Genomic DNA, 12788 nt, shown 5'->3' on the forward strand with positions numbered 1-12788 from the left:
ACTCCTCCGAATGTCCGTCGGGGCAAGTGTACGACAGCCCATCCTGGTGAGACGCTGGCTGCGGGGCCGCCGCACGAACCGTTACCGGAACGGTGTCGGCGGCCCCGTCGGGCCCGCTACTTGCCGGGTTCGGCGGTCGCGGACGGGCTGCTCGTCGGGGTCGGCGTGTACGTCGCCGACGCGGTGTCCGACGACGCCGACTGCAGGTCGCCGCAGTTCACGACGTAGCTCAGGCTGACGTCGCCCGGCTGCGCAGCGGTCACCTGGACGGCCGTGCCGCGGGTTGCCCCTGAGCTGTTGCCGGACGAGTCCGTGCCGTTCGTGATCGTGTACGTGTACCCGGTGAGCTCGTAGCCGGCGGGGCAGCTCCCGTACGCACTCCACGAGAACGTCACCTTGCCGTCGGTCGACACCGTACCGGCGGTCGGTGCTGCAGGACCCTCGAGCGTGGGCTGCGCGGTGTACGCACGCAGCACGATCGCGGTGCCGGCGGTCAGGCTGCCGGTCGGGCTGATCGACTGGACGGTGCCCTGCTTGTCGGAGCTCGGTGCGGCGTCGCCGTCCTCGATGCTCGTCTGGAAGCCGAGGGCGTCGAGCTCGGCCTTCGCCTGGTCGGCGTTCTTGCCGATGTAGTCGCTCTGGTTCACCGTGATGCGCGTCTGGGTCGGCGACGCACTCGGCGTGCGTGACGGTGTCGGGCGCGGCTTGGCGCTCGACGACGACGGGGACGGCGTGGGTTCGGCCGCACCGTTCGCGAACGCGAACGCTGCGATGACGCCGCCGGCGATCAGCACGACCGCTGCCGCGACGACCCACCAGATCCAGGCACGCTTCTTCTTCGGTTCCTCGTCCTCGGTACCCGCGGGCGAGCCCGGTGTCCGGGGGCCGCCACCGACGGCACCCGCCGACTGCGTCCCGATCAGCGCGGTGGCCGCGTCGTTGCCCTGCGGCGGGTTGAACGCGACGGTGCCGGCGCCACCGAGGGCGGGCACGGCGACCGTGGCCGCTGCGACGTCACCGCGACGGAGGGCCTGTGCCGCACGGGCCAGGTTCGCGGCGGTGGCGGGACGGTCGGCCGGCTTCTTCGCGATGCAGGACATCACGAGGGCGGCGACCGGCTCCGGGATGTCCCCGGGGAGCGCCGGTGGCTGCTCGTTGATGTGCGCCATCGCGATCGCGACCTGCGACTCGCCCGTGAAGGGACGGCGTCCGGCAAGGCACTCGTACGCGACGATGCCGAGCGAGTAGATGTCGGTCGACGGGGACGCCGGGTGACCGCTCGCCTGCTCGGGCGACAGGTACTGGACGGTCCCCATCACCTGGCCGGTCGCGGTGAGCGGCACCTGGTCGGCGATGCGCGCGATCCCGAAGTCGGTGATCTTGACGCGGCCATCCGGGGTGATGAGCAGGTTGCCCGGCTTGATGTCGCGGTGCACGAGGCCCACGGCGTGCGCTGCCTGGAGCGCGTTGGCCGTCTGCGCGACGATGTCGAGGACCTTGTCGACGGGCAGGGTGTGCTCGCGCTCGATCATCGTCGAGAGCGCCTCGCCGGGGACGAGCTCCATGACGAGGTAGGCGCTGCCGTCCTCCTCGCCGTAGTCGAACACGTTGGCGATGCCCTCGTGGTTGACGAGCGCCGCGTGCCGGGCCTCCGCGCGGAAGCGCTCGAGGAACCCGGGGTCGCCGAGGTACTCGTCCTTGAGGATCTTCAGGGCGACGGTCCGGCCGATGACGAGGTCGGTCGCCTGCCACACCTCTCCCATGCCGCCGATGGCGACCCGGGACGAGAGCTGGTACCGCCCACCGAAGGTGAGTCCGCTGGTGGGTCTCATTTGTTCAGCACCGCCTCCATGACTTTCTTCGCGACCGGGGCCGCGACCGTGTTGCCGACGCCGGACTGTCCGAGTCCGCCACCGTTCCCGACGACGACGGCCACCGCGACCTCGGGGTCCTTCGCGGGCGCGAACCCGGTGAACCACAGGGTGTACGGGTCGCCCGTTCCGCCTTCGGCCGTCCCGGTCTTCCCGGCGACGTCGACCCCGTCGATCTTCGCATTCGTGCCGGTCCCCGCGTTGACGACGCTCTGCATCGCCTCGGTGAGGTCCGATGCCTCTGACGAGGACAGCGGGTCGCTGTACTGCTTCGCCGAGAAGGACTCGACCTGCTTGAGGTCGCTCGTCGTGATCGAGTCCACGAGCGACGGCTGCATGACCTTACCGCCGTTCGCGATGCCGGCGGAGACCATCGCCATCTGGAGCGGCGACACGCGGACGCTCGCCTGCCCGAACGAGCTCAGCATGAGCTGTGCCGTCGAGTCGACGTCGGGGTACTGGCTCGCCGTCGCCTTCATCGGGACCTCGATCGCGTCGCCGAAGCCGTACTTGTCGGCCATCGCCTTGATCGTGTCGTACCCGAGCTTCTGCCCGAGCTCCGCGAACGGGATGTTGCACGAGTACTGGATCGCGGTGCGGAGTTTGACGGTGTCGCCACCGCCGCACGAGCCGCCCTCGGCGTTGTTGATGTACGTGCTCGTCCCCGGCAGCTGCAGTCGCGAGGGGTTCGGGAACTCGGAGTCGAGGTCGTACTTGCCGCCCTCGAGCGCGGCGGACGCGACGACGAGCTTGAAGACCGATCCCGGCGTGTACAGGTCGCCGCCGATCGCGCGGTTCTGCAGCGGCGTCGGGGACTGGTTCAGCAGCGCGTCGTACTGCGCCTTGACGTTCGCGGTGTCGTGCGAGGTCAGTGAGTTCGGGTCGTAGTCCGGCTTCGACACCATCGCGAGGATCTTGCCGGTCTTCGGCTGGATCGCGACGACGGCGCCGGTGTTGGACCCGAGCGCGTCGTACGCGGCCTGCTGGACGTCGGGGTCGATCGTCAGGTTGACGTTGTCGCCCTGGACGTCCTGGCCGGTGAGGATCGAGTTGAGGTTCTGGAAGAACGAGTCGTCCGAGTTGCCGGACAGCACGGTGTTCTCCGCGCTCTCGATCCCCGTGTTGCCCTGGCCGATCGTGAAGTAGCCGGTCACCGCCGAGTAGAGCGCGCCGTTGGAGTACTTCCGCTGGTACTGGTACTGGTCGTCCACCGCGGTGGACTCGGCGATCGGCGTGCCGTTGACCAGGATCGCGCCGCGCTTCGTCGAGTAGCTGTCGAGGATGGTGCGTGAGTTCCGGGGGTCGGCGCGGAGGGACTCCGCCGAGAAGAACTGGATCGAGGTCGTCGACACGAAGAGCGCCACGAACATGAGCACGACGACCGTGGAGACGCCGCGGAGCTGCCGTTTCATCGACGCCCCTTCCTGGTCCGGCCGAGGGCGTCGCCACGCTCGGACAGGACCCGTTGTTCCGCGGGGATGGAGTCGGTCAGCCGCAGCAGCATCGCCGCGATGATCCAGTTCGCCACCAGGGAGGAACCACCTGCGGCCATGAACGGTGTCGTCAGACCGGTCACAGGGATGATCCGGGTGATGCCGCCGACGACGACGAACACCTGCAGGGCGATCGTGAAGCCGAACCCGATGCCGAGGAGCTTGCCGAAGTCGTCCTGCGCCATGAAGCCGACGCGGATGCCGCGGGAGGCGAGGACGATGAAGAGCGCGAGGATCGCGAAGACGCCGATCAGCCCGAGTTCCTCGCCGAGCGACGCGATGATGTAGTCCGCGTTGGCGACCGGGGTGATGTACGGACGACCCTGGCCGAGGCCGGTGCCGGTGATCCCGCCGTTCGCGAACCCGAACAGGCCCTGCACGAGCTGGTAGCTCGCCTGGGAGCTCGCGTTGTAGATCGTCGGGTCGAACGGGTTCAGCCACTGCTCGAAGCGGCCGTGCACGTACACGAGCGCACTCGCCGCGATGAGCGCACCACCGACGAACAGCACCAGACCGATGATCACCCAGCTGAGCCGCGCCGTGGCGACGTAGATCATGACGAGGAACAGGCCGAAGTACAGCAGCGCGGTGCCGAGGTCGCGCTGGAACACGAGGACGCTCATCGCCGCGCCCCAGACGATGAGGATCGGGCCGAGGTCGCGGGCACGCGGGAACGTCATGCCGAGGAACTTCTTGCCGACGATCGACAGGCTGTCGCGCGCGGTCACGAGGTACCCGGCGAAGAACAGCGCCATCGTGATCTTGGCGAGCTCACCTGGCTGGAACGAGAACGGTCCGAAGCGGATCCAGACCCGGGCGCCGCCCGGGGCGTACCCGATGCCGGGCAGCATCGGCAGGAGCAGCAGCACGATCGTCAGGAACATGAAGATGTACCGGTACCGCTGCAGGAACCGGTGGTTGCGCACCACGACGAGCGTCACGAGGGCGAGCACCATCGCGAGCAGCGTCCAGACGATCTGCTTGACGCCGATCGCGTTCCACCCGGAGAGGCCGTTGTGGATGTCGATGCGGTAGATCTCCGCGATCCCGATGCCGTTCAGCACGAGCGCGACCGGCAGGATGAACGGGTCGGCGTTCTTCGCGACGATCCGCAGCACGATGTGCATGATCAGCGCGAGGCCGAGGATCGTCGAACCGACCCAGAGCACCGACGTGTCGAACAGCTTCCCCTTGGTGCCGAGCTGCACGAGGACCATCGCGCCGGCGCAGATGCCGCACGCGATGACCAGCAGCACGAGCTCGAGGTTCCTGGCGCGCGCGGGCTCCCGGAGCTTGATCGTGATCGCCTGGGTGAAGGACTGCGGAGTGGTCGCGGTCATCGGGCATCACCCGAGGGGGTCGGCGACGGCGTTCCGGTGCGACCGGGTGTCGGGGTCGGCGAGGACGACGCGCCGCCGGAGCCGCCGGTTCCGCTCTGGTCCTGGCCCGTCCTGGCCGCGGTCCGCAAGCGGTCGACGATGTCGCGCGCGTCGGACAGGGACTGCGCGTTGATCGTGGACCGGACGTTCTCCCTGGTGTACTCCGGCAGGTCCGACACGCTGATGTCGGAGTCCTCGTACACGTCGGAGAGCTTGATCGGACCGATCTGCTGCTGCACGCCCTTGTAGATCGCGACCGTGCCGCGATCGGTGCCGACGTAGTAGTGGTCCTGCACGATGCGCCAACCGAGGAACACCGCACCGACGAGCGCTGCGACGGCGAGGACGAGCGCGATCGTCCACGAGATCCGGCGGCGCACCCGGCGTCGACGGTCCTCGGCGATGAGCTCGGCGAAGTACTGGTCGCTCTCCGGCTCGAAGTGCGAGTCCTCCGGTGCCGACGTGACCTTGAGCGGGTGCAGCAGGATCGTGGGGAGGCGGATCGGCTTGCGGCCGGTCGACGCCTCGAACGTCAGGGGCGCTGCGGCTGATCCGACCGTCGTGGCCGCGTCGTCGTCGTCCTCCGTCGGGACGGCGTCGGTGACGTCCATCACGACGACCGTCACGTTGTCGGGGGCGCCGTGGTCGAGCGTCTCCTTGACGAGGCGCTGCGTGACCTGGTTCGCGTCCATGTTCGACGCGAGCGCGTGCCGGATGCGCTCCTCGGCCAGGTACGACGACAGGCCGTCCGAGCAGAGCAGCCAACGGTCGCCCGGTCGGATGTCCATGATCGCCGTGTCGACCTCCGGAGCGGCGTCGACGTCACCGAGCACGCGCATCAGGACGGAGCGGCGGGGGTGGACCGCGGCTTCTTCCGGCGTGATGCGACCGCTGTCGACGAGACGCTGCACGAACGTGTGGTCGGACGTGATCTGCTGCAGCTCGCCGTCGCGGTGCCGGTAGATCCGGGAGTCGCCGATGTGCGCGATCGCGACCTGGTCGCCCACGCGGATCATCGCGCTCACCGTGGTGCCCATCCCGGTGAGCTCCTGGTGCTCGAACACGGTCTCGGTGATGAGCTGGTTCGCGGCGATCAGCGCCGACTGCAGCGCGAACTCGGCGTCGTGCGCCGAGGGGAACTCGCGGTCGACCTCGCGGATGCGACGGATCGCGATGGCCGACGCGACGTCACCGCCCGCGTGCCCGCCCATGCCGTCCGCGACGGCGAACAGGTGCGCCCCGGCGTAGCCGGAGTCCTGGTTGTTCGCGCGGATGCGTCCGACGTGGGACACAGCGGCGCTCAGCGTGCGAGCCGTCATGTGGGGGTTACCGCCGCAGCTCGAACGTCGTCGTCCCGATCGTGATCGGCGTGCGCTCCGCCACGGTCACGGGAGCGCTCACCTTCTGACCGTTGACGAAGGTGCCGTTCGTGGACTCGAGGTCGATGACGACCCATCCCGACGGCTGCAGTTCGAGCCGGGCGTGGTTGGTGGACGTGTAGTCGTCGCGGATCACGACGTTGCTCTCGCTGGAGCGTCCGATGGTGATGGGGCCGCGACCGAGCGGCATCTCCATGCCCTCTCGTGCGCCCTCGGTGATGACGAGCCGGGTGGCGACGTCCGTCGCCGGCTGCGCCGAGCCGCCGGACTGCGCCTGGTTGATGATGTCCGTGAAGGCCCCGCCACCTGGTGCCGCCGCTGCGCTCGCAGCGGGGATCGTCGGTGTCGTCGGGCCGGACGGGGCGCCCTTCGGGTCGGTCGGGATGGTGCGGACGCGCTGGCCGAAGAGATCGCTCCGCAGCGCGAACACGATCACGAAGACGAACAGCCACAGCACCGCGAGGAACGCGAAACGCAGGACGAGCAGTGTCAGTCCTGTGGTCATCGCGCACCTCCGTTCTCCGGGATCACCCGGAACACCATACGGGTACGACCGATCTCGATGGTGGAGTCCGGCTCCACGATCGCCTGCTGGAAGCGCTCACCATTCAGCTTCGAGCCGTTCGTCGAGCCCAGGTCGTTGGCCTGTGCGTGCTTGCCGTCCCACACGATCTCGACGTGCTTCCGGCTCGTGCCGGTGTCCGCGACGGTGATGTCGGCGTCCGTCCCGCGGCCGATCACGGTGCGTCCGCGCTGCAGCTTGTGGCGCTGCGAGCCGATGTCGAGCACCGCGACCCACGCGACGTCCCGCTGCACGGTCGTGGAGTCGATCTGCAGGATCCCGGTCGACAGGGTGCCGTCCTGCTGCAGGCGGATCGTCACGGGACCGGAGAACGAATAGTTCTGCGCGACGGCGTGCTGCTGCACCATCTGCGTGAGTTCGTCGATGAGGGGACGACCGACGTCGTTCATGCGCGTGCAGTCTGGCGGCGCCAGACGGACGGTGAACTCGTTCGGCACGAGGATGCGATCGCGTGAGACCACCGCGGCCTTGGTGTCGAGTTCTCGTCGGAGCGCGCTCGAGATCTCGACGGGCTGCACACCGGAGCGGAAGGTCTTCGCGAACGCACCGTTGACGGCGCGCTCCAGCCCTCGCTCGAAGTTGTCCAGCAGTCCCATGGGTCTCCACGTTCTCGGTCGTCGACCCCTGCATGGTAGTAGGTGGCACCTGGGGGGCTCTGTGCATGGTAGTGTTTTCGGGCTGGCGCGAGTGGCGGAATTGGTAGACGCGCACGGTTCAGGTCCGTGTGCTGGAAACGGCGTGGGGGTTCAAGTCCCCCCTCGCGCACCAGGCAACGATGAGAAGGCCCCCGATCGGAAGATCGGGGGCCTTCGTCGTTGGAGGCAGGCTCCGCGGACTGGAGGCTCGGTGTGCGTCCGCCTCGCCGGCCAGGTCCGGCCGTGGTCGCCTCGCTGATCGTCGCGGGCTCGGACCTCGACTCCTTCTGGTACTACCGGTTATACTCGGCCCATGAAGACGGCGATCTCGGTTCCCGACGCTGACTTCCTGCGGTTCGAGCGGGTCGCCAGACAGCACGGCATGAACCGGTCGCAGTTCTACCGGACGGCCGCCGCGCGGTTCGCCGACGAACTCGAGGGGACGTCCGAGCTCACCGCCCTCGCGAACGCTGCTCTTGCCGTGTCCGGGCGCGACGACGACCTCTTCGTCCGCGAGAGCGAGCGCAACCGTGTCGAAGGCGACGAGTGGTGATCGAACGCGGCGACGTGGTCTGGGCCGATTTCGGTTCTCCGCGGGGCTCCGAGCCGGCGAAGGTGCGACCATGCGTCGTGCTGCAGGCCGACTGGCTCATGGCATCGAAGATCCAGACCGTGCTGACCGTTCCGCTCACTTCGAACACGGCGATGGAGCGCTTTCCCGGCAACGTCCTCGTGCCATCGGGAGCATCTGGCCTCGACAAGGACTCGGTCGCGAACGTCACCCAGGTCGGTCCGGTCAGCCGCGAGTTCCTGGACCCGCATCCGGTCGGCATGCTGCCCGCCTACCTGCTCGGCCAGGTCGAAGCCGGAGTGAGACTCGCACTCAGTCTCTGACGCGATGTCTCTGACGCGATCGGGTTGCCGGCGCCGGTCCGCAGCCGCATCGGCCTACCGTGACCGGCATGAGCAGCAACCAACGCGTCGTGGTCATCGGCGGCAGTGGACACATCGGCACGTTCCTGGTCCCGCGGCTCGTCCGTGCCGGACACCGGGTCGTGAACATCAGCCGTGGGCAGCGCCGTGCGTACGCCGACGCGCCCGAGTGGCAACTCGTCCAGCAGGTGACGGCCGACCGCGAGCAGGAGGACCGCGACGGCACCTTCCCGGACCGCGTCGCCGTGCTGCAGCCCGACGTGGTGATCGACCTCGTGTGCTTCACGCTGGAGTCCGCGTCCGCCCTGGTCGAGCGGCTCCGCGGCACCGGCGTGCACCTGATCCACTGCGGCTCCGCACCGAGGATGCGATGACCCCGCCGTTCGGCACCTACGGCATCGAGAAGGATCGCATCGCCCGGATGCTCAAGCAGGAGACCGCCGATGGTGGTGTCGTCACGACGAGCCTGCACCCCGGGCACATCAGCGGTACTCGGTGGGCGCCGATCGGCCCGCTCGGGAACCTCGATGCGTCGGTGTGGCGCACGCTGGCGGCGGGAGGGGTCCTCGAGGTGCCCGGGATCGGCGCCGAGACGATGCACCACGTGCACGCCGACGACGTCGCGCAGGCGTTCGAGCTCGCGGTCGAGCACCGGGACGCCGCCGCAGGCGAGGACTTCTCCGTCGTCGCACCGGACGCCCTGAACGTCCGTGGGTACGCGGCGCTCGCCGCGTCCTGGTTCGGCCAGGAGGCACGGCTCGAGTCCGTCACGTGGGACCGGTTCCGCGAGACCACCGACCAGGACGCGGCCGGCGCGAGCTGGGACCACCTGTCCCGGAGCCAGGTGTTCAGCATCGAGAAGGCGCGTCGGCTGCTCGGGTACGACCCGCAGCACACGGCGGGGGAGACCGTCGAGGAGGCCGTCCGGTGGCTGATCGACCACGGCGAGCTCGAGGTCACTGCGCCGTTCTCGGCCGCCTGAGGAGATCAGTAGCGCGGGTGCTCGCGCCGCCCGCTCCGTTCGGCGAACGCGTCGAGCGCGTCGACAACGTCGTCGTTGATCCAGACCCGGTTGCGCTGCTTCGAGTTCGCCAACCGCAGGACCCCGAGATCGACCAGCTGCGCGAGTCCGTTGAGCACGGCCGGACGGGTCGCGCCGATCCGCTCGACCGCGAGCCGGGAGTTGAGCACCGGGTGCTCGATCGAGAACCGGGCGATCCGCCGTGCGGCTGCGTCGGAACGGAGCTCGCGCATGGCGAAGTCCCAGCGGGACTCGAGCTGCCGCAGGTCGTCCGCGAGGACGGACGCGTTCCGGACGCCGGCGAGCGAGGCGTCGGCGAAGACCTCGACGATGGGCGTCGCATCGCCGCCGCGGTAGGCCCCGAGTGCACCGAAGTAGGCATCCAGGTCCGTGAGGAGTCCACTGCTCACGGGGATCGTCAGGTGCTGCAGCACCCCGCGACGGCGCAGGATCGACTGGACGAGTGCGCGTCCGGTGCGGCCGTTGCCGTCCGGGAACGGGTGGATGGTCTCGAACTGGGCGTGCGCGACCGCCGCCTGGACGAGCACGGGGACGTCGTCCCGGCGGACGAACGCCACGAGGTCGTCCATGGCTGCTTGGACACCGCTCTGGTGGGGCGGAACGAACTCCGCGGTGTGCGGGAGTCGCCCGCCGATCCACACCTGCTCGTCCCGGTAGTGCCCGACCATCGACGGTGCCGACTCGGCGAGCAGGGCCCGGTGCATCGCGATGATCGTCGCTTCGCCGATGTCGTCCGCGAGGGCGACCGCTGCTTCCATCGCGCGGACGTTCCGCACGATCTGCGGTGCGTTCCCGGTGACGCGCTCGTCGATCTCTGCCTCGGAGATCGCCCGGGCACCCGCGGTCAGCTGTTCGATCTCGGAGCTCGATGCCGACTCGCTCCGGAGCAGGACACCGGAGAACGGCGCCGGGAAGTGTGCGAACTCTGCGTCGAACCGGGTGATCGCGCCAGACGCGTCGTCTGCATCGGCCCGAGCGTGCGCGGCGACCTGCACGTCGAGGTCCGCGATGCGCGGCACGACGGCTGCTCGGTACGGGCTGTCCCGCACCTCGCGCTGACGCCGTGGGAGCAGGTCCGGGTTCTCGAACCGGGGGAGGATGCGCTGCTCCCACCTGACCGCCGTGGTGCCCATCGAACCTTTCCCTTCCACCGTCCTTGGTGAAGGATACCGCACAACCTTTACCGAGGACGGAATGGAGGCTCGGATCCGGGCCGGCACCGAGCCTCCAGTCCTGATCGTGGATGCCTTCAGGACGTGAGCTGCTCCGGTGACAGGCCCACGGCTCCGGCGATGGTGGCGACCACCAGGTCCTCGCGCTCCGCGCGGGACCGGTAGTCGACGAGCGCGTAGCCGTTCGTCGCGTCGACGAGTGCGAAGAGGAGGAGCGCGACGCGCTCCGCGTCGTCGGTGTGCATCGATCCGTCCGCGACGCCGTCGGCGACGACCGACCGGGCGAGGGCCTGCCAGTCGTCCATCACGGAGCGGGTGGCCTCGGCGAGGGAGGGGTTCGTCCGGCCGATGCTCCACGCGTCCGCCCACAGTGCCGCGACGTCGTCGCGCACGGGGTCGTTGATGGACGCGAGCAGGACCGCGAGCCGTGCGACCGGGTCTGGCCGCTCTTCGACGATCGCGGCGACCTCGGTGACCTCGGCCGATGCGATCGCACGGAACGTGTCGGCGACGAGGGACTCCATCGACGGGCGGTAGTGCGCGACGAGCGAGGGCGCGACACCGATCGACGCGGCGACCGACCGCAGCGTGACCCCGGCGAGGCCGTCCGCGCGTGCGACGGTGACGGCTGCGTGGTCGATCTGGGACAGACGGTCCGCGGCGCTCAGTCGACGGCGGGGCTGGGCGGTCACACCGTCAGCCTAGGCAGTGGACGTGCTTCACGCGGCTGGCAGGGCGACGAACGCGGCCCAGACGTCGGCGCGGGTCGCGAAGAGCCCGAGGTCCCGATCGAGGAGCCGCGCGGCGTGCTCGATCCGGGCGCGGGCGGTGTGCCGGTGGACACCGAGGACCTGCGCAGCGCGGTCGTACTCGCAGTTCTGCTCGAGCCAGGTGCGGAGCGTCCGGGTGAGGTCGGTGCCGGCCGTGGCGTCGTGCTCCGTCACCGGGGCGAGGAACGCCCTCGCGATGTCCGCGGCGTCCGTGTGCGCGAGGTGGGCGAGGACGCCGTCGCGGGCCAGGTCGCCGAACTCGACGATGCCGGGGCGGCCCTCGCGGCTGCGGTCGAGCGCCTGGACGGCCTCGGCGCGGGCGCGCCCGAAGTACCCGTACCCGGCACCGTCGGACAGCCCGGCGTGCAGACCGTACTGCGTGGTGAGGCGTTCGACGGGGCGGGGGTCCTCGGCGCTCACGCAGAGGAACAGCGCGTCGTCGATGGCGAAGAACAGCTGTCCGGGGGACTCCTGCACCCAGAGCTCGAGGAGGTCCACGACGGAGTCCGTCTGGTGGTCGGGCACGTCGATCGCGGCGACGCGGATCGGCTCGGTCGGCAGTGGTCCCCAGAGCTCGCGAGACGTGGTCTCGACGACCTCGGGGTCGCCGAACGACAGCATCGTCAGGAGGCCGGTGCGGAGCAGGCCGCGGGCACGAGCCAGCTCGCGGTTCTGCTGGAGCGCGAGTCCGGCGAGGGCGATGACGGCGGTGACGACCTCGCGGCCGGCCTGGTCGAGCGACCCGGTCGCGATGGCCAGCACGCCGTCGAGATGCCCTCCCGACCCGAGCGTCTGGAGGTTGAAACCCCCTGTGGCGGTACTCATCGGCAGGCTCGCGCGCTGCCCGCCGCGGAGGAGTCGAGCCCCCTCGGCCTCGAGCTGTTCGCGCTCGTCGGACGGGATGCCGTCCGCCGGGAATTCGCGGTCGATCCGCCCGGACACGTCGAGCAGCCCCACCCAGCAGTCGAGTTGCCGGGAGAGTTCGGCGAGGGTGGCGCCGAGTCCGTCCGGGCGCAGGGCGGCGAGGGAGATGGCGCGCTGTGCCGCGAGGGCCCATGCGCTCCTGGCGTTCGCGTCGCGGGCGATCGTCTCCGCGTTGGCCTGCACCACAGCGATGAACGAGGTCTCGTAGGGGACCTCGAAGAGCGGCAGCCGGTGGGCGCGGCACGCCTCGACGAGGGCGTCCGGCGTGCCGGCCCTGACGACCTCCGTCCCGAAGCCGAGCGCGACGACCCCGCGGTCGGTGAGTCGTCGGACGTACCTGTCCGCCGCCTCGGTCGACACCTCGGCGTCGGAGTCGAACTGGGTGCCCGTGGTCAGCAGCGCCTGCCCGGTGCCGAGGAACGGGGTCGGGTCGGGGAGGTCGGAGCTGTGCAGCCACGTGATCGCGACGTCGGGGTCGGCGTCGGTCAGCATGCGGAGCCGCAGGTCGCGACGGTCGAGCAGGGATCGCAGGGTGGCCGGCATGTCATCAGTATCCACGGTGGCGATCTCGCCGTGCGCTCCTGTACGTGGTGGACAGTGAGTCGGC

At 69.7% G+C, this 12788-nt stretch carries 13 protein-coding genes and 1 tRNA gene; 5 read left to right on the top strand and 9 right to left on the bottom strand.

Annotation, left to right across the window (positions count from 1 at the left end):
* Positions 1 to 116: 116 nt before the first annotated feature.
* The 6 genes from AAEP80_RS03105 to AAEP80_RS03130 are packed head-to-tail and all read right to left on the bottom strand — an operon-like array spanning position 117 to position 7301.
* Positions 117 to 1832 (bottom strand): serine/threonine-protein kinase, encoded by a 1716-nt coding sequence (locus AAEP80_RS03105; protein ID WP_420365908.1) that lies wholly within the window; start codon positions 1830 to 1832, stop codon positions 117 to 119.
* Entirely contained in the window at positions 1829 to 3283 is a 1455-nt protein-coding gene (locus tag AAEP80_RS03110; RefSeq protein ID WP_413600461.1) for a peptidoglycan D,D-transpeptidase FtsI family protein, read from the bottom strand. Before AAEP80_RS03110 ends, AAEP80_RS03105 begins: the two co-directional genes overlap by 4 nt.
* Positions 3280 to 4704, bottom strand: a complete 1425-nt coding sequence (locus AAEP80_RS03115) for an FtsW/RodA/SpoVE family cell cycle protein (RefSeq protein WP_413600460.1) — start codon at positions 4702 to 4704, stop codon at positions 3280 to 3282. The genes AAEP80_RS03110 and AAEP80_RS03115 overlap by 4 nt, the downstream gene beginning before the upstream one ends.
* Positions 4701 to 6062 carry a Stp1/IreP family PP2C-type Ser/Thr phosphatase gene (locus AAEP80_RS03120; protein ID WP_413600459.1) on the bottom strand — a complete coding sequence of 454 codons (1362 nt, stop codon included), beginning with the start codon at positions 6060 to 6062 and terminating at the stop codon, positions 4701 to 4703. The genes AAEP80_RS03115 and AAEP80_RS03120 overlap by 4 nt, the downstream gene beginning before the upstream one ends.
* Before the next feature lie 7 nt (positions 6063 to 6069).
* Positions 6070 to 6627: an FHA domain-containing protein FhaB/FipA gene (locus tag AAEP80_RS03125; RefSeq protein ID WP_420365909.1), complete on the bottom strand. Its 558-nt coding sequence runs from the start codon at positions 6625 to 6627 to the stop codon at positions 6070 to 6072.
* Entirely contained in the window at positions 6624 to 7301 is a 678-nt protein-coding gene (locus AAEP80_RS03130; RefSeq protein WP_281266318.1) for an FhaA domain-containing protein, read from the bottom strand. Before AAEP80_RS03130 ends, AAEP80_RS03125 begins: the two co-directional genes overlap by 4 nt.
* An 85-nt stretch (positions 7302 to 7386) precedes the next feature.
* On the opposite strand from AAEP80_RS03130, the gene AAEP80_RS03135 reads away from it, so the two are divergent.
* The 5 genes from AAEP80_RS03135 (at position 7387) to AAEP80_RS03155 (ending at position 9255) form a co-directional block, all read left to right on the top strand.
* Positions 7387 to 7473, top strand: a tRNA-Leu gene (locus AAEP80_RS03135).
* A gap of 180 nt (positions 7474 to 7653) precedes the next feature.
* On the top strand, positions 7654 to 7893 hold the full coding sequence (locus tag AAEP80_RS03140; RefSeq protein ID WP_420365910.1) for a CopG family transcriptional regulator: 240 nt from the start codon (positions 7654 to 7656) through the stop codon (positions 7891 to 7893).
* A complete protein-coding gene (locus AAEP80_RS03145; protein WP_420365911.1) occupies positions 7890 to 8234 on the top strand; it encodes a type II toxin-antitoxin system PemK/MazF family toxin in 345 nt (114 codons plus the stop codon). The genes AAEP80_RS03140 and AAEP80_RS03145 overlap by 4 nt, the downstream gene beginning before the upstream one ends.
* A gap of 68 nt (positions 8235 to 8302) precedes the next feature.
* Entirely contained in the window at positions 8303 to 8647 is a 345-nt protein-coding gene (locus tag AAEP80_RS03150; RefSeq protein WP_420365912.1) for an NAD-dependent epimerase/dehydratase family protein, read from the top strand.
* Positions 8644 to 9255, top strand: coding sequence for an NAD-dependent epimerase/dehydratase family protein (locus tag AAEP80_RS03155; protein WP_420365913.1), 612 nt, complete (start codon positions 8644 to 8646; stop codon positions 9253 to 9255). The genes AAEP80_RS03150 and AAEP80_RS03155 overlap by 4 nt, the downstream gene beginning before the upstream one ends.
* A 5-nt stretch (positions 9256 to 9260) precedes the next feature.
* Here AAEP80_RS03155 and AAEP80_RS03160 read toward each other — a convergent pair whose 3' ends face one another.
* From AAEP80_RS03160 to AAEP80_RS03170, 3 genes are all read right to left on the bottom strand, one after another.
* Positions 9261 to 10448, bottom strand: coding sequence for a Fic family protein (locus AAEP80_RS03160; RefSeq protein ID WP_420365914.1), 1188 nt, complete (start codon positions 10446 to 10448; stop codon positions 9261 to 9263).
* Positions 10449 to 10564: 116 nt separating this feature from the next.
* Entirely contained in the window at positions 10565 to 11179 is a 615-nt protein-coding gene (locus AAEP80_RS03165; RefSeq protein WP_420365915.1) for a TetR/AcrR family transcriptional regulator, read from the bottom strand.
* A 27-nt stretch (positions 11180 to 11206) separates the two neighbouring features.
* Positions 11207 to 12724 carry a PucR family transcriptional regulator gene (locus tag AAEP80_RS03170; RefSeq protein ID WP_420365916.1) on the bottom strand — a complete coding sequence of 506 codons (1518 nt, stop codon included), beginning with the start codon at positions 12722 to 12724 and terminating at the stop codon, positions 11207 to 11209.
* Between the last annotated feature and the right edge of the window lie 64 nt (positions 12725 to 12788).

The sequence above is a fragment of the Curtobacterium sp. L3-7 genome (assembly GCF_048756585.1).
In the GTDB taxonomy this organism is placed as follows: Bacteria; Actinomycetota; Actinomycetes; order Actinomycetales; family Microbacteriaceae; genus Curtobacterium.